The organism is Pigmentiphaga sp. NML030171 (genome assembly GCF_002188635.1).
GTDB classification, from domain to species: Bacteria; Pseudomonadota; Gammaproteobacteria; order Burkholderiales; family Burkholderiaceae_B; genus Pigmentiphaga; species Pigmentiphaga daeguensis.
The window spans coordinates 1-21,443 of sequence record NZ_NINX01000032.1 but is presented as its reverse complement, the minus strand read 5'-3'; the positions used below and the strand labels follow the sequence as shown (position 1 = coordinate 21,443).

Annotated in this window: 22 protein-coding genes and 1 tRNA gene; 2 read left to right on the top strand and 21 right to left on the bottom strand. The window is 63.3% G+C overall.

Features of this window, described 5'->3' with window-relative positions; all coding sequences use genetic code 11:
• Positions 1-3: 3 nt before the first annotated feature.
• Positions 4-1,281: a glutamyl-tRNA reductase gene (hemA, locus tag CDO46_RS11120; protein ID WP_165963347.1), complete on the bottom strand. Its 1,278-nt coding sequence runs from the start codon at positions 1,279-1,281 to the stop codon at positions 4-6.
• Between the two features lie 200 nt (positions 1,282-1,481).
• On the opposite strand from hemA, the gene CDO46_RS11115 reads away from it, so the two are divergent.
• Positions 1,482-1,557 (top strand) — tRNA-Phe (locus CDO46_RS11115).
• 178 nt (positions 1,558-1,735) lie between these two features.
• On the top strand, positions 1,736-3,088 hold the full coding sequence (locus CDO46_RS11110) for an integrase arm-type DNA-binding domain-containing protein (protein WP_087838531.1): 1,353 nt from the start codon (positions 1,736-1,738) through the stop codon (positions 3,086-3,088).
• On the opposite strand, the gene CDO46_RS11105 is transcribed toward CDO46_RS11110, so the two are convergent.
• The 20 genes from CDO46_RS11105 to CDO46_RS28010 all read right to left on the bottom strand — a co-directional run.
• Entirely contained in the window at positions 3,082-3,381 is a 300-nt protein-coding gene (locus CDO46_RS11105) for an AlpA family transcriptional regulator (RefSeq protein ID WP_087838530.1), read from the bottom strand. The two genes, CDO46_RS11110 and CDO46_RS11105, sit on opposite strands and share 7 nt — an antisense overlap.
• A 104-nt stretch (positions 3,382-3,485) precedes the next feature.
• The gene (locus CDO46_RS11100) at positions 3,486-3,995 is read right to left on the bottom strand and encodes a hypothetical protein (RefSeq protein WP_087838529.1); all 510 of its coding nucleotides are present in this window, start codon (positions 3,993-3,995) and stop codon (positions 3,486-3,488) included.
• Positions 3,996-4,091: 96 nt separating this feature from the next.
• Entirely contained in the window at positions 4,092-4,328 is a 237-nt protein-coding gene (locus tag CDO46_RS11095; RefSeq protein ID WP_087838528.1) for a DUF333 domain-containing protein, read from the bottom strand.
• Positions 4,329-4,402: 74 nt separating this feature from the next.
• Positions 4,403-4,615 (bottom strand): DUF2274 domain-containing protein, encoded by a 213-nt coding sequence (locus tag CDO46_RS11090; RefSeq protein ID WP_087838527.1) that lies wholly within the window; start codon positions 4,613-4,615, stop codon positions 4,403-4,405.
• 4 nt (positions 4,616-4,619) lie between these two features.
• Positions 4,620-5,852 carry a TrbI/VirB10 family protein gene (locus CDO46_RS11085; protein WP_087838526.1) on the bottom strand — a complete coding sequence of 411 codons (1,233 nt, stop codon included), beginning with the start codon at positions 5,850-5,852 and terminating at the stop codon, positions 4,620-4,622.
• Positions 5,849-6,841 (bottom strand): P-type conjugative transfer protein TrbG, encoded by a 993-nt coding sequence (gene trbG / locus CDO46_RS11080; protein ID WP_087838525.1) that lies wholly within the window; start codon positions 6,839-6,841, stop codon positions 5,849-5,851. Before trbG ends, CDO46_RS11085 begins: the two co-directional genes overlap by 4 nt.
• Positions 6,838-7,551 (bottom strand): conjugal transfer protein TrbF, encoded by a 714-nt coding sequence (gene trbF / locus CDO46_RS11075; RefSeq protein ID WP_087838524.1) that lies wholly within the window; start codon positions 7,549-7,551, stop codon positions 6,838-6,840. Before trbF ends, trbG begins: the two co-directional genes overlap by 4 nt.
• 9 nt (positions 7,552-7,560) lie before the next feature.
• Positions 7,561-8,826, bottom strand: coding sequence for a P-type conjugative transfer protein TrbL (gene trbL, locus CDO46_RS11070; RefSeq protein WP_087838523.1), 1,266 nt, complete (start codon positions 8,824-8,826; stop codon positions 7,561-7,563).
• A 2-nt stretch (positions 8,827-8,828) separates the two neighbouring features.
• On the bottom strand, positions 8,829-9,041 hold the full coding sequence (locus tag CDO46_RS11065) for a hypothetical protein (protein WP_132980622.1): 213 nt from the start codon (positions 9,039-9,041) through the stop codon (positions 8,829-8,831).
• A 10-nt stretch (positions 9,042-9,051) separates the two neighbouring features.
• Positions 9,052-9,771: a P-type conjugative transfer protein TrbJ gene (trbJ, locus tag CDO46_RS11060; protein WP_087838521.1), complete on the bottom strand. Its 720-nt coding sequence runs from the start codon at positions 9,769-9,771 to the stop codon at positions 9,052-9,054.
• Entirely contained in the window at positions 9,768-12,209 is a 2,442-nt protein-coding gene (gene trbE / locus CDO46_RS11055; protein ID WP_087838520.1) for a conjugal transfer protein TrbE, read from the bottom strand. Before trbE ends, trbJ begins: the two co-directional genes overlap by 4 nt.
• Positions 12,210-12,214: 5 nt before the next feature.
• Positions 12,215-12,487 carry a VirB3 family type IV secretion system protein gene (locus CDO46_RS11050; RefSeq protein WP_087838519.1) on the bottom strand — a complete coding sequence of 91 codons (273 nt, stop codon included), beginning with the start codon at positions 12,485-12,487 and terminating at the stop codon, positions 12,215-12,217.
• Positions 12,484-12,831 (bottom strand): TrbC/VirB2 family protein, encoded by a 348-nt coding sequence (locus CDO46_RS11045; RefSeq protein WP_087838518.1) that lies wholly within the window; start codon positions 12,829-12,831, stop codon positions 12,484-12,486. The genes CDO46_RS11050 and CDO46_RS11045 overlap by 4 nt, the downstream gene beginning before the upstream one ends.
• Positions 12,828-13,808, bottom strand: coding sequence for a P-type conjugative transfer ATPase TrbB (gene trbB / locus CDO46_RS11040; RefSeq protein ID WP_087838517.1), 981 nt, complete (start codon positions 13,806-13,808; stop codon positions 12,828-12,830). Before trbB ends, CDO46_RS11045 begins: the two co-directional genes overlap by 4 nt.
• Positions 13,792-14,280 carry a CopG family transcriptional regulator gene (locus CDO46_RS11035; RefSeq protein ID WP_243724679.1) on the bottom strand — a complete coding sequence of 163 codons (489 nt, stop codon included), beginning with the start codon at positions 14,278-14,280 and terminating at the stop codon, positions 13,792-13,794. Before CDO46_RS11035 ends, trbB begins: the two co-directional genes overlap by 17 nt.
• Positions 14,277-16,262 carry a conjugal transfer protein TraG gene (locus CDO46_RS11030; RefSeq protein ID WP_087838516.1) on the bottom strand — a complete coding sequence of 662 codons (1,986 nt, stop codon included), beginning with the start codon at positions 16,260-16,262 and terminating at the stop codon, positions 14,277-14,279. Before CDO46_RS11030 ends, CDO46_RS11035 begins: the two co-directional genes overlap by 4 nt.
• A gap of 338 nt (positions 16,263-16,600) precedes the next feature.
• The gene (locus CDO46_RS11025; protein ID WP_087838515.1) at positions 16,601-17,512 is read right to left on the bottom strand and encodes a LysR family transcriptional regulator; all 912 of its coding nucleotides are present in this window, start codon (positions 17,510-17,512) and stop codon (positions 16,601-16,603) included.
• A gap of 131 nt (positions 17,513-17,643) precedes the next feature.
• A complete protein-coding gene (locus CDO46_RS11020; protein ID WP_087838514.1) occupies positions 17,644-19,314 on the bottom strand; it encodes a phosphoethanolamine transferase in 1,671 nt (556 codons plus the stop codon).
• An 821-nt stretch (positions 19,315-20,135) separates the two neighbouring features.
• Positions 20,136-21,260, bottom strand: coding sequence for a 50S ribosomal protein L11 methyltransferase (locus tag CDO46_RS11015; RefSeq protein ID WP_140416857.1), 1,125 nt, complete (start codon positions 21,258-21,260; stop codon positions 20,136-20,138).
• A 92-nt stretch (positions 21,261-21,352) separates the two neighbouring features.
• Positions 21,353-21,443: IS3 family transposase (locus CDO46_RS28010; protein ID WP_140416819.1), on the bottom strand; the 91-nt coding region annotated here is incomplete at its 5' end.

Below are 21,443 nucleotides of genomic sequence, written 5' to 3'. Positions count from 1 at the left end.
AGGCTAGTGGTTGCGCTCAGAGCGCGACGAAAACAGGCGCGGCAACCAGGCCAGCAGCTGCTGGCGGTCGGCGCCTTCGCTATGGTTGAGGGCGGACAGCGGGCCGTGCAGGTACTTCTGCGTCAGGCCGTGCGCCAATTGTTCCAGGACTTGATCCGGCGCATCGCCCCGGGCCAGCGCCTTGCGGGCGCGATCCAGCTCCGCCTGCCGCATCGCGTCGGCAGCCTGGTGCAGGTCGCGGATGACCGGCACGATGGTGCGCGTATCCATCCAGTGCATGAAATTCTGCACCCGTGTCTCGATGATGGCCTCGGCCTGCACCACCGCCGCCTTGCGCGCGTCGGAAGCGTTCTGCACCAGCCGGCCCAGGTCGTCCACCGAATACAGGTACACGTCGTCCAGCCGGCCGACCTCGGGTTCGATGTCGCGCGGCACCGCCAGATCGATCATCACCATCGGCCGGTGGCGGCGCGTCTTGGTGGCGCGCTCCACCATGCCCAGCCCCAGGATGGGCAGCGAACTGGCCGTGCTGGACACCACCACGTCGAAATCCGCCAGCTTCTCGGGCAGCTCCGACAGCCGCATCGCGCCGGCCGCGAACTTCGAGGCCAGCGTCTCGGCCCGTTCCACCGTGCGATTGGCCACCACCATCTTCTTCGGATGATGCGCGGCCAGGTGCGTCGCACAGAGCTCGATCATCTCGCCCGCGCCGATCAGCAGCACATTGACCTCGGCCAGATCGCCGAACACCCGCTCGGCCAGCCGCGCCGCCGCCGCGGCCATCGACACCGACTGCGCGCCGATCGCGGTCTGCGAGCGGACCTCCTTGGCCACCGAGAACGTGCGCTGGAACAACTGGTGCAACAGCGTGCCCATCGCCCCGGCTTCCTCGGCGGCGCGCACCGCGTCCTTCATCTGCCCGAGGATTTGCGGCTCGCCCAGCACCATCGAATCCAGCCCGCTGGCCACGCGGAACGCGTGCCGGACGGCGTCGTGATGGATATGCCGATACAAATGCGGCTGCAGCGACCGGTTGTCGAACTGGCGATAGTCCGCCAGCCAGGCCGGCAGATGCTCGGCCACACCCGGTTCGGCCGCACAGTAGATCTCGGTGCGATTACAGGTGGACAGGATGGCCGCTTCGCGCACCGCGCCCCCGAACGCCGACCGCAACCCCGCCAGCGCCGGGCGAACCAGCTCCAGCGGCAGCGACACCCGTTCCCGCACCGAGACCGGGGCGGAGACGTGGTTCAGGCCGAATGTAAGGACGTCGACGGACATGGGCAGGAAAAAGGGCCCGGATGAGGAGGGCCACCCGCCATTATAAAGGGTCGGGGCGGGGGAGGGTGCGACGGGCGGTCGCATAGGGCCGAGCGCTTTGCCAAGCGGGAAAAAAGTGTGTAATATCCTGCGTTCTTTACGGGACGCGCTTAATTTCGCGTAGCCGTAAAGCGTTTCGTTGCAGCGCTCGTTGCGACACTGGCCTGGTAGCTCAGTTGGTAGAGCAGCGGATTGAAAATCCGCGTGTCGGTGGTTCGATTCCGCCCCAGGCCACCATCCCCCTTTCCCATCCGGTTTCACAAAGTCCCATTTTCCTTGAGAAAACATGGGCTTACGCCAGAAGCCTGTCCCATAGCGTTGCATCGGGTTCCACCGAATCCCGGGGTTTTTGTTCCCCGACGTGTTCCCTTACCCTGTTCCCTGTCTATCTGGGGAACACGCCGGGAGCGCGGCTATGAGACTCACTGCCAAGATCATCGAACAAGCCCAGCCTGCGGACAAGGAGTACCTACTGTCCGACGGGGACAAGCTCTATCTTCGTGTCCGTCCAGGCGGCGGCAAGAGCTGGCAGTTCAACTATCCCAGCGTCGACGGTAGGCGGGTCAAGCTGACGCTGGGTCCCTACCCGGAGATCTCTCTGGCCGGTGCCCGAGACCTCGCGGCGGAACAGCGGCGGCACCTTGCCATGGGCAAGGATCCTCGCGTCAGAAAGCATGAAGAACGCCAGGAAGCCGTGCGCCAGGCGCTGGCCACCTTCGAGAAGGTGGCGCGCGAGTGGCATGCTCACGCGACCGAGCTGCACGAGTGGAGCGAGAGCTACAGCCAGAAGATTCTTCGGCAGCTGGAACTGCATGCCTTTCCCAGACTGGGGCGCCACCCCATCAACACCCTCAGCCAGATGGATGTCCTGCAGTGCCTGGAGGCGGTCTCTCTGGCCGGCACGAGGGAGACCGCCATCCGCCTGCGCGAAAGCCTGCAACGCGTTTACGCCAGGGCCGTCACAGTCGGCGTGCTGGAGCCGGGCGAGAACTTCATGGCCAAGAGCGTTGCCGACTTCAAGTTGCGCACCCCTAGGGTGAAGCACTACGCCACCATGCTCGATCCCGAGAAGATCGGGAAGCTCTTGCGCGACATCCGCGGCTACAAGGGGCACTACACCGTCTGCTGCGCTCTGCAGATCATGCCCTACGTGTTCCAGCGGCCCGGTCAGATACGCATGATGGAATGGGAGCAGCTCGACCTAGATGCCGGCATCTGGACCTGCCCTCCGCACATCATGAAGCTGCGGGAGATTCACAAGTTCGACAATCAGACGCCCCCGCACATCGTGCCGCTGCCGCGTCAGGTCATCGAGATCCTTACCCGGTTGCACACGATCACCGGCCCATCGGGACCTGTGTTCAAGAGCGTATCCCGCCGGCGAGGGAAAGACGGCTTCTCTCGGTACATATCGAACAACACGATGAACAGCGCGCTGCGCGCCTTGGGCTACGACACCCAGCAGGACATCACCGGGCATGGCTTCAGGGCAATGGCCCGAACGCTGATCCGTGAAAAGCTCGGTTGGGACAGGGAACTGATCGAAAAGCACCTGGCGCATGTGTCGGATGAGGAACTGGGTGATGCCTACGACCGAACCCGCTTCATCGAACAGCGCCATGCAATGGCGCAGGCATGGGCGGACTACCTGGACCAATTGGCGGACAACAAAATACCACCGGCCCGGCGCTTCACCCCTACGCTATTAGTCAGAAACCACCCCGACATTGACGACGGCCTCTCTGCCTCGCCGCCTACGCTTCAATAGCGTACTTGGCGCACCTTGGCACCCAGGGCAGTGGTAATGGTCTTGCAGGACTCCATCAGCTTGAAACCTGCTGGATCCTGTGCCCACTGCTCTAGATCGCTGCGGCGCCAGCCTTTCGCCGCACCGCCCAACGACACAGGTGGGGGGAAAGCGCCGGCCGCGATGCGCCGATAAAGGCTAGATCGGCTTAGTGACGTCATGCGCAGCACGTCACGCATGCGGTAGAACATGGGCGATGCGCGATGAGGTTCCGAAGCAGATTTTTGGGGCGCGTGCTGTTCGGTATGAAACATGCGGGTCTCCGGGTGTTCCCTCCAACACCAGATTGCCCCAAATGAATTCACATGCACACATGCTCCAGCGTAGTACAGCGAAGAATAGACTCTCGAACGAACTGTTAGGGCTCGTTCTCGACCCTTTCCAAGTCCAAGTCATCCAACTCGTTCTGCGGATCGCGCCGATAAATTCCAATGACAGTCGACCATACGAAAAGGCCGAACTCATAAAGCTTGCGAGTCTTCTCAAGCGTTACTTGGCTGACCTGCCAGTGTCTGCTGCCGTCGCTCGTTAAACCGAAGTGCCTACAGTGATCGTAAGTGTCAGCGAACTCTCGAAACTGATCTTTCAGCTCGTGAGCGAGTTGATGCTCATCAACGAGAAACTCGAATATCTTGAACGGTGAGGGCACTCGGTTGCCGGGAACAGGATTGTTCTGGCCAAGCAGTTGCGTCACGCTTAGTCCGATGGTGCATATGATGAACACGCACCTCTCATGAAAATGATCGACGTCGCTGCCTTGCGCGAGATCGTTCGTAAGCGCGGCCCAATAGAGCTTGGCCTGTTTGAGCGAGTACAACTGAAGGTTCGTATCCTCGCCGTTAGAGTCGATGAGGTAGTAACGGCGCATTGGATGGACCTCCAGGCAGGGCTAACTGACAACGACACGTGAGCCGTACCGACGCTCGGATGTCGTCTTCACATCAATCGAGCTCTAGGCAAGCATTCACTGCTTTGGTGCAGGATGGTCGCGACGATACAGCGCCCACTCCTCGATTTCCTCGCCGCTGGCTAATACGCAGATTCCCACCTGTCCGCCAGGCCGTTGTTCGATGCGAAGCCGTCCGCCCTGGTCCTCGCAGTAAACGGAGGCCGGATTGGCCATGCCGACTGGGCGATCCTCCCTAGCCGGCGCGCAACCAGCCAACACCGCCATCGAAACCACTAGCATGGTTTTAGGCATAAGAGGATCCTTCCGCATTGGAGACCTATGCAGTGTATCAAGCCTCTCCGGCCTACCCCTGACGCACCTAAGCTCTATTCGCTTCGCTGCCTGAACCCCCGGTCGTTCTTGAGGAACCAAGCCAGCATGTGCGGCGCGAGCGCGGCCGCATCGACCTGTTCGCCGTAAACCTGACTGTGCATGGCGGCGTACCGTTCCAGATTGGCCTTCAGCTCCACCGGCAGGCTGATCGTCATCTTGACGGTCTCCTGCTTCGGGAGCGGCCCCAAGCGCAGTTTCGTTGCCATCCCCTCACCTATTGATGAAGAGCGGCCGATATGGCCGCAGCGTGATGTCCCGGTTCACGATCACGCGCAACGGCATTCCAGGCCGGATCGTCAACGTGGGCTGGATGTTTATGTTGCGCCGGGTGATTTCCTGTCCAACCTGGTTCACGGTGTCCTGTACGCCGTCACGCGTAGCGATGATGACGCGCCCGTCGCCGCTGCCCTGGTTCTGTGGGGCCGCCAGCTCGGCGCCGACACCCAGAAGCGTCGTCAGCGCCGCACCAGCCAGTATCCGGCTCCAGTGCCAGTCCACGTCGTCCTCCAGCCCGGCGTAGCCGGCGGGGTCGGTGGCGGCCAGATTGTCGAGCACCACCGATGACGTGTCGGGCATGATGATGCGGTCCAATACGCCCTGCATCAGGCTCTGCCCGTAGGCTACCTGGCTGTTGTACCGCCCCATCAGGCGTGAGCCCTGCGGAATCAACACGTTGCGGTGGGTCGCACTGTCGTAGACATCTTCGGTCACGGTGGCGATGATGTCGCCTGGCAGGTCGGACTTGATGCCGGTCATCAATGCGGCGGCGATGACCGTACCGGCCATCAGCGTATTGGGCTCCCGAGACGCTTCCAGGCCATGCGCGCTCTGAGTGACCGTTCGACCCTGGCCAGCGAACGCGATCTTGTTGTCCTGCATGTTCTGCGTCTGTACGCTATCGACCGCACCGCCCTCAGCAGGAGCGCTCCCAGTTGGCGCTGTGTCAGCCGTCGAAGCCGCGCTGGCCGGCGAACCGCCGCGATTGCTCGATTTGTAGAAGAGCGGCGCCCGCGCCGCATCGGCTGCCTCCTTCGCCCGCGCCTGGCGTTCGGCATCGGCCGCGGTCGGGCCGGCCGGCCGCAGTCCAGCCTCTTGCTCGGCGCGCACGATGGGCCGCCCGAGGTCCCCCGGTAGCGGCTCGCCCAGCACGGGCGGCGGCGCAGGCGGCGGCACCTGGCTGTAGTCGCGCGGCAGCGTCTGCAAGCCTTCGGCCTGTGAAATGCGATCGACGTTATAAAGTTCCTCGCCGGCGCCTGCCGGGCGCGAGCGTGGCTGCAGCGACCAGATGGTGGCACCCAGGACAGCGAACGACACGACCCCGGCCCCCACGACAAGCGTGCGACGGTTCAGGCGCATTGCGGGCCGGGGCGCAGCCCGCAACTCGACCGACTCGGGCGGCAGCTTGGGCGGCGGCGTGCCGGGCTCTTCGGTCGGCTCGCTCATGATCCGCCCCGCGCGGTGGCCACGTCGTTGCGGCTGATGCGCACGACCTTGGCATCGTCACCGCCCAGACGCAATTCCACCGCCCCGAACAGCCGGTCCACCACGTAGTACGGCGCCCGGTACTGGTGGTTCACCAACTGCAAGTCGCCGCTGGGGCCGACCAGGAACAGCGGCGGCAGCTCGCCCTGGGCGATGCCGGCTGGGAACTGGATGTAGACCCTCTGGCCGTCGTCGAAAGCGCGCAGCGGCCGCCAGGGCGGCGTATCGCCCGTAATGTCGTAGCGGAAGCGCAATTGCTCCACCGGCACACCCGCGGCCAGCGGTGTGGCGGCCTGGGCTTCCTCGTTGCGCTTCTTCAACTCGGCCATCCGGTCCTGTGGATAGTCCCACGATACAGACGCCATCCAGGCCGACGCAGTGGAGGCCAGCTCCAGCAGATAGATGCGCCGGTCGGTCGTCACCACCAGATTGGTTGTCAGGCCCGCCCGCACGGGCTTGACCTGCAGGTTGGCTCGTGCCGTGGCACCGCTGCCGCTACTCGAATCCCCAACGATCCAGCGCACCGTGTCGCCGGCCGACACGTCGATCAGCTTTTCGCCGGGCTGCAACTGGATCAGCGTCACGCGGCCCGGACTGGCGTAGACCTGGTACAGCGCGCCCTCGCTGTACGGCCAGGTCTGGATGGCGTTGATGAACCCGTCACGGCTCGGCGCCATGCGCGCCTCCTGATTCGCTCGGGCGATGCGCGTAGCGGGGTTGGCCGGTTCGGGCGCGGGCAGCGGTTCGTCGACGGGTTTCAACTGCCCCGGCAAAGGCAGCAGCTGCGGCATCGGCACGATCTCCACCGGCTTGGGCGGCTCGGGCAGCGCGACCGGCTCGCTTTGCGCGACAGGCGGATCGTCCAGTGCGATTTCAGGCGGTGGCGTGCCGCGCGAGGCGCAGCCGGCAATCGTGGCGAGCACGACAAGCGTAGGAATGGGGCTTTTCATGGCGAAGTGCCTCCGGACAAAGCGTTCGTGGACAACTGGCGGCTCCAACTGATGCCGTCCACATAGATGCCCAGGGGATTGGCGCGCAGCTTGGCTTCCGTGTTCGGCGGCTGCAGCACGATGGTCAGAATCGCAGTCCAGCGGTCAGAACCCGCCGCGGTTCCATTGACATAGGCCTTTTCCTCCCACTGGACCTGGAAGGATTTGTCGCTGGCGCGCACGATGCTGGATACCGCGACCGTGATGGACCGCTTGCCGATCTGTGCGAAAGGATCGTTCTGGCGGGCGTACTCGTTCAGAAAGGCCGCGCCCCGGTCGGTGGTGTAGGCATAGGCATCGAGCCATTGCTTGCGCACGACGATGGGATCGATGGATACCGACCGGACGTTGGCCACGAACTGCTCCAGGTGGTGGGCGATCTGCGCGTCCCTGGGTTGGTATGGCGTGGCGGCTTCGCCGACCGCCCGCACCTCACCGCTGCGCGCGACCTCGACGACGTAGGGCGTAACCAGCGATTGCGTCGAACGCCACACATAGGCGCTGGTCGAGCCTATCGCCAGCAGCAGGCAGCCGAAGGCCATCGCCCGCCAGTTGTGCGCCTGTACGCGGGCACTGCCCAGCCGCTCGTCCCAAGCCTGGGTCGCCCGCTGGTATGGCGTGACGGGCTCGGGGGACGTGCCGTAATGCACGGAAGGTCGCCGAAAGCGCATCGTGTTCTCCTATCCGTTCGAGTCATCGCGCAGACTGGGGCCGGCGCCGCTTCCGCCGGCATCGCCGGAACGCACGGCGTGGGCGGCGAGCATCGCGCCATGCGCGGCGTGCTGGCGCGCCTGGGCCCGCTTGGCCCAGGCGGGAGGTTCAGACGGTGCTGAAGAAGGCGCGGGCGCGGCGCCACCGCTGCCCCGCAAGCCCGCCTTCACCCGGCTACCAACGGCGGATGCCCCGGCACGAGCCACGTCCGCCAGGCCCGCGCCGACCGCCTTCAATCCCGTCTGCCCCGAAAAGCTGCTGCCCTCGACATACGCCTTGCGTGCGCCGGCGGCCATCGACGCGGCGGCCCGCACGCCGCCGCCGGACAGGCGTGCGGCGCTGCCCGCTGCCGATGCGCCAACCGCCACGCCCGCAGCCGCGACACCGGCCGCCCCGACCGCCGTCCCTACCGCCGCCCCTGCGCCGAGCTGCGGTGCACCGGACACGAGGCCCGTAGCGATGCCCGGCCCGAAGATACCCAGACCCAGCATCGCCAACGACGCCAGCATCACGGCGGTGGCTTCGTTCAGTGTCGGCGCCGGGGAGATACCGGCCCGGAAATCATTGAAGACCAAGGTGCTGATGCCAACGATGACCGCCAACACCAATACCTTGATGCCGGAGGAAATGACGTTACCCAGCACCTTTTCGGCTAGGAACGCGCTTTTGCCCCACAACGAGAACGGGACCAGGACGAACCCCGCCAAAGTGGTCAGCTTGAATTCGAGCAACGTCACGAACACCTGAATCGACAACACGAAGAAGCTGATGATGACGATCACCCAGGCCAGCAGCAGCACGACGATGGTTTCGAAGTTGGCAAAGATGGTCGTGAACCCCGAAAGCCGGCCGACCTGTTCGAGCAGCGGCGCGGCCGTATCGACACCCACCTGCGCGAGCCGGCCCGGCTGGAGAAGCTGTGCCTGCGAGATGGTCGAGCCGGAGGCCATCAGCCCGAGGCCGGCGAAGGACCGGAACAGAACGCCGGCCAAGGCATTGAAATTACCGATGATGTACGCGAAGGCGCCGACGTAAAGGGTTTTCTTGATCAGCCGGCCGAGGATCTCGTCCTGGCCGCCATGCCCCATCGCCCATGCGAGCCCGGCCAGCGTCATGTCGATGGCCACGAGCGTAGCCGTGAGAAACGCGACCTCGCCATGCAGCAGCCCGAAACCGCTGTCGATGTATCGAGAGAACGTGTCCAGGAAGCGGTCGATGACGGCCAGGTCGTCCACGGTCAGAATCCTTGCACGTCCTGCGGGGTGTAGCGCGACTTGCCATCGCCGTAGAACTGCTTGCGGCGCTGGTCGGCCTCCTGCTTTGCCTTGGCCTCGTCGGCAACCGATGGCAAGGCAGGCGTATCGGCCAGCGGTGCCGCGGGCGGTTCCTCCTTGCCGCAGCCGGCAATGGCACCCATCAGGAGGGCACTCGCAATCCAGCATCGGGTCATGGCATGCTCCTTAACGGTAGAACTGCACGGGTTGCGGGGTGTAGCGCGACGGGGCACCCGAGAACTGCTGGCGCACGGCTTCGGCGCGCGCCATCTCGGCGGCCTCCTGTGCGCGGTCCAGCGCCATCGCCCGGTCCTGGGCGATCTGGAGCTGCTGGTGCTGGATCGCCTGCTTGGCCTGTAACGCCAAGAGTTGATTGGTGGCCTGGGTCGCCTGCAGCGAACCTACGGCCGACTGGCTCTGCGCCACGATGTCGGACAGCACGCCCTGGTCGTCGGCCAGGTTCTGCACTGCGCGCGCCTGCATGTCGGCGGTGGTGCGCAGCGCCTGCTGCGACTGCATCCATCGCTGGCGAGCGTCTTGCGCCATCGCGTCGTTCGTGACGGTTGAGGCGTACTGCTCCGGGTACAACCGGGCGAAATCGGCATCGGCGCGCGACACGTCGAAGGACAAGCCCCGCGCCTGGTCCAACAGCCGGTTGGTCGAGGCCAGCGCCGTGCGCAGCCGGCCGATGGCATTGAAGTTCAGCCCGGTCAGGTTCAGCGCCTGGTTGGTGAGCATCCGAGCTTCGTTCTGCAATTGCAGGATCTGGTTGTTGATCTGCTCCAGCGTGCGTGCCGCGGTCATGACGTTCTGGGAGTAGTTCGACGGATCGAAGACCGTCAGCGCACCGGCAGGCGGCGCGGCCAGGGCCGCCAGCACGGCGGCAGTGAACAGCAGGCGTTTCATGGCAAGACCTCCTCGGGTTGGGAATCAGGCAAAGGAATGAACTGGTCGATCATGTCGGCGGCCCAGCCCAGGTTCTGGTGTCGCACCCATGCCGCGGCAAAGCCTTCGGGGCCGTGCTCGGCCAGTACGGCATCGATTGCACGCTGGTCGGCCGGCGTGGACGCGCCGGCAAACGCCATGGCCACCGGCCCCAAGTCCAGATCGAAAACGCGGTTGCCCAGCCTCGACTGGTAGTAGTAGTCACGCTTGGGCTGCGCGTGCGCGATCAGTTGGATCTGCCGAGCGCTCAGGCCGAAGCTCGTATAGATGTCTCGAATCAGCGGCTCGGTCGCCTGCGGATTGGGCAGGAAGATGCGATTGGCACATCCTTCGATGATGGCCGCGGCGATACTGGAATCGCGGATGTCGGCCAGCGACTGGGTGGCGAAGATGACCGACACGCCCAGCTTGCGCAGCAGCTTCAACCATTCACGCAGTTGCGCCAGAAACAGCGGATCGTCCAGCGCTACCCAGGCCTCGTCGATCACCAGGACCGTTGGCCGGCCGTCGAACCGGGTCGCCAGCCATTCGAAGAGATAGCGCAGCACGGCATTGGCGGCGGCTTTATGCGGCCGCAGGGCCGTCATGTCGAAGCCTTGGATGTAGCCGTCGGCCAGACGGCTCCGGTCGGCGTCCAGCAGCCGCCCGTAGGCTCCCCCGAGTACATAAGGTGCCAGCGCCTGGCGCAGGCGGTTGGATTGCAGCAGCGCCGACAGCCCTGTCATCGTCCGCTGCTCGGCGGGCGCGGTGGCCAAGCTGCCCAGTGCCGACCAGACCGCCGCTTTGTCGTCAGGATCGGCCGTCAGGCCTTCCATCGCCAGCCGTGCCTCGATCCACTCGGCGGCCCAGCTCCGATAGCCCGGCTCGTCGACCCGCGCCAGCGGCTGGAACGCCATGTCGCCATCCAGGCTGAGGTCGTGATAGTGCCCGCCCAGGCCTAGGATCGTGGCCCGCAGCGACCGGCCCATCTCGAACACATAGACGGCGGAATTCGGATAGCGGCGAAACTGCATGGTCAGCAGCGACAGCAGGGTCGACTTGCCCGCGCCCGTGGGACCGACCACGGCGGTATGGCCCACATCGCCGATATGGGTGACCAGACGGAACGGCGTCGAGCCATCCGTGCGCGTGATGATCAAGGGCGGGCCGTCGAGATGGTCATTGCGTTCCTGCCCGGCCCAGACCGCCGAGACCGGCATCATGTGGGCCAGATTCAGCGTGGACACGAGGTACTGCCGGACATTGGCGTAGGCGTGGCCGGGCAGCGACGACAGCCAGGCCTCCACCGCATTGAGTGTTTCCGGTACGGCGACGTAGCCGCGTCCCTCGATGACCCGGGCCGCCAAGCGCAGCTTTTCATCGGCTGCCGCGGCATTCCGGTCGCGCACCACCACCGTGGCGGTGATGTAGCCGTAGGCCACGTCGTCGGCGCCCAGCGCCTGCAGCGCCGCGTCGGCATCCAACGATTTGTTGTCGGCGTCGGTATCGACCAGGGGGCTTTCCTGCTGGGACAACGTCTCGCGCAGCAAGGTGAGCACGCTCTTTCTCTTGGCGAACCATTGCCGTCGAATCCGTGTCAGTTCCGCTTCGGCTTCGCGTTTGTCCAGGCAGATGAAACGTGTCACCCACCGATACGCGATACCCAAGCGGTTCAGGTCATCCAACAGCCCTGGCCAGGTGGAGGCCGGGAACCCCCGGATCGACAGTACCCGAAGATGTTCGTCGCCCAGCACCGGCGCCACGCCGGTGGTCAGCGGGCAGTCGGCCAGCAGATGGTCCAGATGGAACGGCACCTCCGGCACGCTGACCGGATGCCGGCGGGTGGAGATCGTGCCATGCAGGTAAGTCAGCGTTTCGGGGCTGTCGAGCCACCGGATTTCTGGAATGGTTCCTTTGAGCAGTCCATAGAACCGCTCGGTCTCTGCCTGGAACCCGGCCAGCCGTTCACGCCAGTCCACGCCTTGGCGGGCCTGGTTCTCATAGAGCAGCCGGCCGGCGTGCGCCGTCGCATCCTCGGGCGGCAGCCACAGCCCGGTCAGGTAGTAGCGGCTCTCGAAGTGCGAGCCCGCTTCTTCGAAGGCAGCACGCCGTTCCTCATCGACCAGCCAGGACGCGGCTTCCGGAAAGGAAGACCGGGGATATGCACCGGCTTCGAAGCGCTCACCTTCCATGAAGAGCGCCCAGCCTGATCCGAACCGCTTGAGCGCATTGTTCAGCCGCGCCGCCACGGCCACCAGTTCGGTGTCGGTGGCGCTGTCCAAGTCCGGGCCGCGCAGTCGCGCTGTGCGCTGGAACGCACCGTCCTTGTTCAGCACGACGCCTTCGCCCACCAGCGCCGCCCACGGCAGCCAGTCGGCCAACAGCGCGGGGCGTTTGCGGTATTCGGCCAGGTTCAGCATGGCGCTTACACGTCCAGCAACGCCGGATACTTCACATGCCGCGCGAAGACTTGCGCGAACTGCACGTCCATGCGGGCGCCCCATACCGCCAGCATGTGCCCGACGAACCAGCACGCCAGGCCTGGCACCCAGAGCTGCAGCCCCAGGCCGATCGCGGCAGCCAGCGTGCCGTTTGCGATCGCCACGGTGCGAGGCGCGCCGCCCAGCAGGATGGGTTCCGTCAGCGCACGATGCAGCGGCGCCTCGAAGCCGTCGGGAAGCGATGCGGGCAACGTCATACCAGCGCTCCGCCCGAGAAGCTGAAGAAGCTCAGGAAAAACGACGACGCCGCGAACGCAATGCTCAGACCGAAAACAATCTGCACCAGCCGGCGAAATCCTCCCGACGTATCCCCGAAAGCCAATGCCAAGCCGGTCACCACGATGATGATGACGGCGACGATGCGCGCGACCGGCCCCTGTACGGACTCCAGAATGGATTCCAGCGGCGCCTCCCACGGCATGCTGGAGCCGGCCGCATGCACGCGCATCAGCAGCATCGCGGCGAACAGCACCAGCCAGCTATGGCGGTGCAGGAAAGCCGCGGCCTGGCTGCGCGGCGGCAATGCGTAGGCGGTCGTCATGAGGACGCTCCTGTGTTGGCGGAAACGGGTTCGAGGTGGTATTGCTCGCCGGACAGGCCAACGACACGAACGACTTCCTTGACGCGCCGGGCTTCGCCGCGCCCCGTCAGGAAGACAATCACGTTGACGGTTTCGGCAATGAGCGGACGCGGTACGGCGTTGGCCGCTTCCAGCGTGAGCTGTTCCAGGCGCAGCAGCGCGCCGTAGGCAGAATTGGCATGCAGCGTGGCGATGCCGCCCGGATGGCCGGTGCCCCAGGCCTTGAGCAAGTCCAACGCCTCGCCGCCGCGCACTTCGCCCACGATGATGCGATCAGGACGCTGGCGCAGCGTCGAGCGCACCAGGTCCGCCATCGAGGCTGCGCCGGGCGACGTGCAGAGCTGCACGCGATCGTCGTTGCGGCACTGCAGTTCGGGCGTGTCTTCCAGGATCAGGATGCGGTCGCCGCCGCCGGCGATCTCGTCGAGCAGCGCATTGGCGAACGTCGTCTTGCCCGAGCTGGTGCCGCCGGCCACCACGATGTTCAGCCGATCGCGCACGGCCGCCCGCAGAAAATCGGCGTGGCCGGCCTCCAGGATGCCGGCGCGCACGTAGTCATCCAGCGTGAACATCACGCTGGAATGCTTGCGGATGCTGAAGCTGGGCGAGTACACCACCGGAGGCAGCACCCCTTCGAAGCGTTCGCCGCCCAACGGCAGCCGCGCCGACAGCAGCGGCCGTGCGCGGTGCACTTCGGCGCGCACGCAGGCCGCCACCAGCCGAATGATCCGCTCGGCGTCGGCCGCCGACATCGACACGCCGGTCGGAGCGCGTCCGCTGCGATGTCGGTCCAACCAGAGCCGGCCGTCCGGGTTCAGCATGATCTCCACCACGTCGGGGTCGTCCAGTGCTTCGGCAATGGTGGGTCCCATCGCCGTGCGCAGCATCTGCAGGCTGCGCGCGCGTGATTCGTCGTCGGCGTCAGGCTTGGCGCTCATGTGTGGTCTCCTCGGTGGCAGAGGGCGGCACCTGCGTGCTACCTATCGATCCGGCTATGTAGGGATCGGGGAATAGTTCTTCGTGAACGTCTCGGACCAGACTGCGGCCCCGCTGCAAGTGGCGGGCGAGCTGGTCGACGAACTGGGCGTAGCGCGCCTTGCCCTGGGCACGCGCGGCCTCCTGGTGCGCTTCCGTGACCGGCGGCGAGACGGTCAGGAAGTAGCGCACGTACAGCGCGACGGTTTCGATCAGAATGGATTGATCCCTGTCCAGCTTGTCGAACTGCCGGGAGAGCCGGTCCAGGCGCCGCGTCAATGCGGCTTCGCGCTGGTCGGCGGCATCGGGCGACAGGAACGCCGCCAGAGCGGCCGCGACGATCGAGGACTTAGAGACTCCGCGGTGCGCGGCGAGGTCGTCCAGGCGCCGGGCGTGGGCCGGCTCAATGAACAAGTTCAGGCGGGTACGGCTCATAGCGGTATCCCGTCGGCCGGATCGAGTGCGGCCAGGCGTGCGGCACGCTGCAGGCGCCGGTCGGGCGCCATAGGCAGCGCTGCTTCATCCTCATCGTCGAGCAGATCCAGGCTGACATCCGACGCGGGCTGCACCGCGGCTACGTCAGCATCCAGTTCCGGCCGGATGTACAGGCCGCCGTCGTCGGCATCGTTCGCGGCGTCCTCGGCCGGATCATCTCGAAGAGGCGGTATGGGCAGCCCCGTCCAGTCATCCGGCCTGGACGCCGGCAGGTCGGCGTAGCCCCCCGGGGCGAGCACGGGCGGCGGCAGAATGCGCCGCGTGAAATTGTGATCCTCGTAATAGCGCAGCTTCTTCGCCTGAATGGGCGGCTGCCCCGACACCATGATGATCTCGTCGTCTGCCGGCAACTGCATGATTTCGCCCGGCGTGCGTAAGGCTCTCGCCGTCTCCTGGCGCGACACCATCAAATGCCCCAGCCACGGCGCCAGGCGGTGGCCGGCATAATTGCGCTGGCTGCGCTGCTCGGTCGCGGTTCCCAAAGAATCTGAGATGCGTTTGGCGGTCCGCTCGTCGTTCGATGAAAAGACGACGCGCACGTGGCAGTTGTCGAGAATCGAATTGTTCTGGCCGTAGGCCCGTTCCACCTGATTCAGCGACTGCGCGATCAGATATGCCCGAAGCCCATACCCGGCGATGAACGCCAATGCGGACTCGAAGAAATCCAGCCTTCCAAGGGCTGCGAATTCGTCCAGCATCAGCAGCAGTTTGTGCCGGCGGGCAATGCCATCCGAACCGTCCAGGGACTCGGTCAATCGGCGGCCGATCTGGTTCAGCAGCAGCCGGATCAAGGGTTTGGTCCGGTTGATGTCCGAAGGCGGCACGACCAGATAGAGGGAAACGGGATGCTCGCCATCGATCAGATCGGCGATTCGCCAGTCACAGCGGGACGTTACCGCTGCGACCGTCGGATCGCGGTACAGGCCGAGGAACGACATTGCGGTCGACAAGACCCCTGAGCGTTCGTTTTCTGATTTGTTCAGGACTTCGCGCGCTGCTGACGCCACGACCGGGTGCGGACCGTCGTCGAGGTGGCGTGTGTCCATCATGAGGCGCAACGAGGTCTCGAAAGGCCATGACGGATTGGACAGGAATGCCGCCACGCCGCGCAGCGTCTTGTCGTCCTCTGCATAGAGCACATGCAATATCGCACCGACAAGCAGCGCATGGCTGGTTTTTTCCCAGTGGTTCCTGCGCTCCAGCGCTCCTTCAGGATCCACCAGAATGTCGGCCACGTTCTGCGCATCGCGCACTTCGTGCACGCCCTGGCGCACTTCCAGCAGGGGGTTGTTCGCTGCCGAGCGCGGGTCCGTGGGGTTGAACAGCAGACAATGCGAGAAGCGCGAGCGCCAGCCGGCGGTCAAGGCCCAGTTTTCCCCTTTGATGTCGTGCACGACCACGGACTGTGGCCAGGACAGGAGCGTGGGCACCACCAGCCCGACGCCTTTGCCACTGCGGGTGGGCGCAATGGCCATGACGTGCTCGGGGCCGTCATGGCGCAGGTAGGCCGGCGCCTTGCCGTCCAGTCTGCCGAGAAAGACGCCGGCCGGGCGCAGCAGGCCCGCCTGTTCGATATCTTCAGCCGTGGCCCACCTTGCCGATCCGTAGGTGGTCACGCGCCGGGCCTGCCGTGCCCGCCAGACCGATATGGCAATGGCCATGCCGATCGGCAGGATACCGCCCAGCGCGGCCAGCGCGCCCCCACGCATGAAGATCTCGGGCGCGTAGGCATCGAAGGCGTACCACCACAGGAAAAGATCCCACGGGTGGTAGACCGGCACATCGCCTAACGTGAACCACGGCAAACCGAGCTGGCTCTGATAGCCCAACGCGCCAGCCGTCCATTGCGTAGCGCCCCACAGGCACGCCAGCGCCGTGGCGAGCACTGCGATGATCTGTCCAAACAACACGCCGGTCGGCATACGGTCCTCCTTCCAGGTCGGTCCGTCCCGCGTCCGCCTTCGCGGCACGCAAGCGTGTCGGGGCAGGCACGCGGAAACGTGCCGCCAGTCTGGAAGCGAAGGCGCATCATGCAAACCGGGCCGGGCGTAGCGTGGCGTAGTCGCCAGCCTCGGCTGGGTTCAGTCTCGGCGCACGGCGGATCGCACACGGGTGTCGGGCGTGCTGTGTGCGAGCGAAGGCGCGGCCTGGAGCGAAACTGGGCGCAGGCCGGCGTGCCGTGTCATGGTCTTGTCACAAGCATCGACAGACCATGCCAGGGTGTCAAATCAAACTGGGAAAGACGGCGTTGTGTTGCAGGTCATACAGCGTCTGTATGGACCTCCGCCACGCTGCGGCCCAGCGCCACGAACCGCGCCATCGAGGCACGAAGGTCATCATGGCGGGCCGCTTTGGTGGCCGCGAAGATGGTCAGCCGGGCATCGGGATCGACCACGGGCACCATCGCCACGTCCGGGCGCTGCAGCGTCCGGGCATGGTTGGCATCCAGAAACCCGACCCCGCAGCCCGCGCCGACCTTGACGATGAACCCCGCCAGACTATCGACCGGCTCGGCCAGAATCGGCGTAATGCCCCGCGCCTGCAGCAACGGCTCGATCTGCGCACGCGGGCCGGGTTTGAAGCGCGCGTGACAGAAGATCAGTGGACAGGCGGCCGCATCGGCCAACGTCAACGTCTCGGCCTGCGACAGCGGATGCTCGGTGGATACGGCTGCCACGATCGGATCGCTCCAGAGCGGTTCGATCGTTAGGCCTTCTTCCTGGGCCACGCCGAACGAAAGCCCAAGGTCGATACGCTCGATCAGCAGGGCCTCATGCTGCTGGAAAGACGGGAGCTCGGTGATGCGCAACTGGACATCGGTACTCGTCTCTCGCCAGCGCTGGAACAGCTCGGACAGCCGGGGTTGCGCCATACCTTCGGCCAAGCCGACGCGCAGTACGGTGGGCTCGCCCCCGATCTGCGCGACGGTGCGACGCGCCCGCTCGATGGCGGTCAATATTTCGCGGGCTTGGTCGCGCAAGGCCTCGCCGGCTGGTGTCAGGCTCGTGCCGCCTTGCCGAGAGCGGATGAATAGCGGTACTCCTAACTCCTCTTCCAGTTGCGTAATGCTGCGGGACAGTGGCGACTGCTCGATATGAGCACGTGCCGCAGCTCTTCCAAAATGCAGCTCCTCAGCTAAAGCCAAGAAGTATCTTATATGGCGAATTTCCATTCCGTCAGTTACGCTTAATGGCGCGCTCTATTTTTTGCACCGCAAAGACCATCTCACGGAGAGCGCTGGATATTATGGAGTCGCTGCCTTTGCGCAAGCGCTGACTAGGCAAGCAGACAAAGGCGATGCCATCATTGCCGACGGCAAGCTGCTAACAGATCAAACTTTGGTTCGTATGCAGTCGCTTTGACGTCGAACAGTCCGAGCAATGTTGACGGCAGGTCATCGTGAGAGCGCGGCGTCTTTGTCGTGCGGCGCAAGCAAGATATATCGACGGCTAGAGTGTGCGACAGTGGCTCGGATAGCCACATCACCAAGGGCACACGCTTTTGCACATCTGGTGCAAGAACATAGGGCAAGCCGTGCAGATATACATTGCTCTCGCCGAGAGATTCGCCATGGTCAGATATGAAAAGGAGCCCAGTTTCATGACTGCTGATCTGCCCCAGGAGGTCGATCGCTTTGGAAACCACATAGTCTGCATAGGCAACACCGTTGTCGTAGGCGTTGACTAAAGCAGACGTTGTGCAAAGGCCAAGGTTTACGTCTGTACACACAGGAGCCCAGCGCATAAAGGTGGGCGGATAACGTAGTGAATAGGCCGGTCCGTGATTCCCCATCATGTGAAGCACGATGAGTATGTCGCCATTATTGGACTGAATTTTCTTGGCTAGGCCGTCAAGCAGATGTTCATCGAAACATTGAGTTTTTCGGCAATCAGGTAGAGCCTCGTTCAGCGATTCGAAGGGCAGGCCTTCGCAAACTCCCTTGCAACCAGCTTGATTGTCACGCCAGAGTGTAGTCACCCCCACCCTATTAAGCACGTGCAAGACCGATTCGGTAGCTCTGATTTGCCGCTCGTCGTAGTTCCTACGGCCACGGAATGAGAACATGCAGGGCAAGGATACCGCAGTGCTCGTCCCGCAGCTCTCTACATCTTCGAAGTTGATGACTTGACGTTGCGAGAGACTAGGTGTGGTCTGCCGTCTATATCCATTCAACCCCCAGTTCGCGGCCCTTATCGTTTCTCCTACTATCACGACGAATGCCTTTGGTTTGTACGGTACAGAAGGGGTAATGCGAATAGCGTCTGGCGCAGCTACAAGCTTAGGCGAATTTCCGCTGGGCTGGGCCTCGGTCAACACTCGTGCTGCGGAGGTGAGATAGTTTGCAGGCGTTACGAGATAGCGCAGTTCCTTTTGCTCACGAAACAAGGGAACTAAGTCACCTGCAGCGTTCCACAAGGCGCCAGTCGCTATCAAGATACTAAGCACGATGCAAACGCTCCGCCGGATCACTGCATGGCGATACCCGAATCGCTTCACAGGTAAGAGAATCAGAGCGGCGCTGGGTAGGGCGCCGAACACAAACACGTGCCAAAGCAAGCTATCGTTAGAGACCAGTTCTCTAGTCTCTGCGACGTTCGTTTCGAATACGTTCTGCAGCATCCCCTTATCCAGGTACACGCCATATGCATGCATGAGATATGCCGCTGCCGACGTGGTGATGCACAGAACGGGGAGTACGAACTTCGCTGCGGATCTGGGCACGAATAGCAGCAACAGTGACCACTGCGTTGCAATAAGGATCGTTGCAACGTTGACAAGGAGCCAAGGCAGTTCGTCGGGAGCACGGCCACTATGGCGGACGACCGCCTGCCAGAAGCTCGTGTTTGCCGAAAGCGCAAACCAAATACTTACCGCTAAAAGAAGAAGCTCGATAGATATCGGTGGAATACGCCACCGTAAAGGTGCGCGCGCCTCTCCCTTGCTCCAGAGCAATGGGAACAGTCTGAGTTTCATGGGTCGTGCCTATTCGTTGGTAGCTCGCATGTGGCTTCGGTCAAAGCCACGATATGCACGAGTCAGTTCTCGGTATGCCTACTCGCCGAAAGACTTCTGCTGCGCAGGACGAATGCACGCGCCGCCGTCGAAGGCGACACGCACATAGCGGGGGGAGGTACTGCTGAATAGGCGCGAGGTCTATGTAGACTGCTAGAGCGTCCCGATGGGACGGCTATCGATCACGCGATTCAGCTCGCTAGCCAACAGACCATTGCGGTCGATCTGGACTAGGAGCGATTGTTGATTGGTAGTGCTGAGAGACGGCGCCAAACTTGACGCGGCGGGGAAGGATTTGGGCATCCGTATCGAACTGAGGCATGATGGCTAGTAAGCCAAAAGCGTGGCATACCTCGCACGAATGGTGTACGGCCTTGGTCTTAGATGTATGTCCCTGTGAAAGGTGTATATCTACATGGTGGCCGGGGTGGCCTCTTTCGGGTCCTGCGGAGCCATGGTTGCAGTAGCCAACGCTTGCGCCGAGTATGCAGCGCACGAGAAGCGCTACGAGGATGATCGCAGTTGTAACGATCATCCGTCGGCGATTAAGGCCCCGCCTTCGGGGTGTTGGCGCAGAACGCCGCTCAGTGGCGCCGTACATCACTGCAGGGTCTCCAGCACACTACTGCGATAAACATCCTGCTATGGTAACCCAGCCAGTAGGCGCTGCAGTAGAGAGGACGGCTCCTTCTGAAAAGCGCAGGTCGTCCCCACCTGCGTGTAGGCCGCTGTGTGGCTGTTGAAGATAATGAAGCGGGTCTCTGACGAAGTAGATTCTTGCTCTACGTCGCGTTTGCCGCGATCTGCCTGCTAGGCTGCTTGAGCTTTTCCAGGACGAACCAAGGACAATTGCGATTGTGCGTACCCAGTACCGTTGCCACATCTCCTCGTTGCAACATCGTCGGTTCCGAAAAGAGATAGACCGATCGCGTCCAGCTCGCCGCGGCTGCACGATTGTCGGGGGCATTTTCGAAGGTGCTTTTGTCGTCCAAATAGACGCGAATCCACTGGAGGATGCCAACGCATTTCCCATCGCGCGTGGCCGATATTTCTATGGATTTCGTCTGCCCCGCCCAAGCTGTCTGCCTTCGGAAGTCGAATGAAAACGCTTCTACCGGATCGCTGAGCAACTGAGGAGTAAGGTCTTCACGGGCTAGCGGCTGTCGCTTTGGAATGATCGAGTTGAAGGGGCGCAGATCGAAGTCGCAGACATCGCCAACAAATAGGTTGTCGCAAAGGGAGTCTCCGCCCACCAATGCAATCATGATACTGGCGGCTTGCGGGATGATTTTGGTCGTAGGCGCCAAGATTCGTCGTTTGGCATCTTCAATGGCGCCGAGAACATGTTCACCGAGCAGTTCGCTCGAGAATACTTCAGAGACGAACACATCTGGCGAACGCGGAAGTTGGTCTCCAATGTGGATGTCACTGGAGTGCACTGGCACGACATGGATCTTCGAGGTGTAACCATTGCGTTTGATGACCTCAATTGCTGTCTCAGCGATAGTCGCATCCGCTTCGCAGGTGACTACTGTTTCTGCGCCGAGTTTGGCCGCCATCATGGCGAGCAGACCAGACCCTGTACCGATCTCGAAAACTACGGATCCGGGAGTAACGGCGCGGCTCAATGCGGCTTGGTACGCTTCGTTGCGCCCAACGTCGTTCATCATTGGAACGTGCCAAAGCGGAACCGTACGCATTGCTATGTCGGCTAGCGCGCGATGGGCAGGAATGAATGTCGGCGAGATAGTCAAAGCCGCTTGGTAATGCAGCCGGGCCTCTTCAATGTGGCCCGTCTGCTCCATTAGCATGCCTAGGTTGTGATGGGCTTGAACGTCGTCCGCTTGGTAGCTTAGTGCTGTCGAGTACGAAACAATAGCTTCGTCGATACGGTCTTGAAGCTGCAATAGTCGCGCGAAGTTGTGGTGGGCGATACCGAGGTTGGGAGCTAGGGAGATCGCGGTGGGCTTGCCCCGCCTCTCCGGACAGGTTGTTTAACCTAACAAACCGCCGCCTCGAACTGCATGGGGCTGACGTATCCCAGCGTTGAGTGCTGGCGCCTTGTGTTGTAGAACCGCTCGATGTAGTCG

Excerpts from the sequence above, each read along its gene's own strand:
- hemA (WP_165963347.1), bottom strand. The coding sequence starts at position 1,281 with ATGTCCGTCGACGTCCTTACATTCGGCCTGAACCACGTCTCCGCCCCG.
- CDO46_RS11110 (WP_087838531.1), top strand. The coding sequence starts at position 1,736 with ATGAGACTCACTGCCAAGATCATCGAACAAGCCCAGCCTGCGGACAAG.
- CDO46_RS11105 (WP_087838530.1), bottom strand. The coding sequence starts at position 3,381 with ATGTTTCATACCGAACAGCACGCGCCCCAAAAATCTGCTTCGGAACCT.
- CDO46_RS11100 (WP_087838529.1), bottom strand. The coding sequence starts at position 3,995 with ATGCGCCGTTACTACCTCATCGACTCTAACGGCGAGGATACGAACCTT.
- CDO46_RS11095 (WP_087838528.1), bottom strand. The coding sequence starts at position 4,328 with ATGCCTAAAACCATGCTAGTGGTTTCGATGGCGGTGTTGGCTGGTTGC.
- CDO46_RS11090 (WP_087838527.1), bottom strand. The coding sequence starts at position 4,615 with ATGGCAACGAAACTGCGCTTGGGGCCGCTCCCGAAGCAGGAGACCGTC.
- CDO46_RS11085 (WP_087838526.1), bottom strand. The coding sequence starts at position 5,852 with ATGAGCGAGCCGACCGAAGAGCCCGGCACGCCGCCGCCCAAGCTGCCG.
- trbG (WP_087838525.1), bottom strand. The coding sequence starts at position 6,841 with ATGAAAAGCCCCATTCCTACGCTTGTCGTGCTCGCCACGATTGCCGGC.
- trbF (WP_087838524.1), bottom strand. The coding sequence starts at position 7,551 with ATGCGCTTTCGGCGACCTTCCGTGCATTACGGCACGTCCCCCGAGCCC.
- CDO46_RS11065 (WP_132980622.1), bottom strand. The coding sequence starts at position 9,041 with ATGACCCGATGCTGGATTGCGAGTGCCCTCCTGATGGGTGCCATTGCC.
- trbJ (WP_087838521.1), bottom strand. The coding sequence starts at position 9,771 with ATGAAACGCCTGCTGTTCACTGCCGCCGTGCTGGCGGCCCTGGCCGCG.
- trbE (WP_087838520.1), bottom strand. The coding sequence starts at position 12,209 with ATGCTGAACCTGGCCGAATACCGCAAACGCCCCGCGCTGTTGGCCGAC.
- CDO46_RS11050 (WP_087838519.1), bottom strand. The coding sequence starts at position 12,487 with ATGACGTTGCCCGCATCGCTTCCCGACGGCTTCGAGGCGCCGCTGCAT.
- CDO46_RS11045 (WP_087838518.1), bottom strand. The coding sequence starts at position 12,831 with ATGACGACCGCCTACGCATTGCCGCCGCGCAGCCAGGCCGCGGCTTTC.
- trbB (WP_087838517.1), bottom strand. The coding sequence starts at position 13,808 with ATGAGCGCCAAGCCTGACGCCGACGACGAATCACGCGCGCGCAGCCTG.
- CDO46_RS11035 (WP_243724679.1), bottom strand. The coding sequence starts at position 14,280 with ATGAGCCGTACCCGCCTGAACTTGTTCATTGAGCCGGCCCACGCCCGG.
- CDO46_RS11030 (WP_087838516.1), bottom strand. The coding sequence starts at position 16,262 with ATGCCGACCGGCGTGTTGTTTGGACAGATCATCGCAGTGCTCGCCACG.
- CDO46_RS11025 (WP_087838515.1), bottom strand. The coding sequence starts at position 17,512 with ATGGAAATTCGCCATATAAGATACTTCTTGGCTTTAGCTGAGGAGCTG.
- CDO46_RS11020 (WP_087838514.1), bottom strand. The coding sequence starts at position 19,314 with ATGAAACTCAGACTGTTCCCATTGCTCTGGAGCAAGGGAGAGGCGCGC.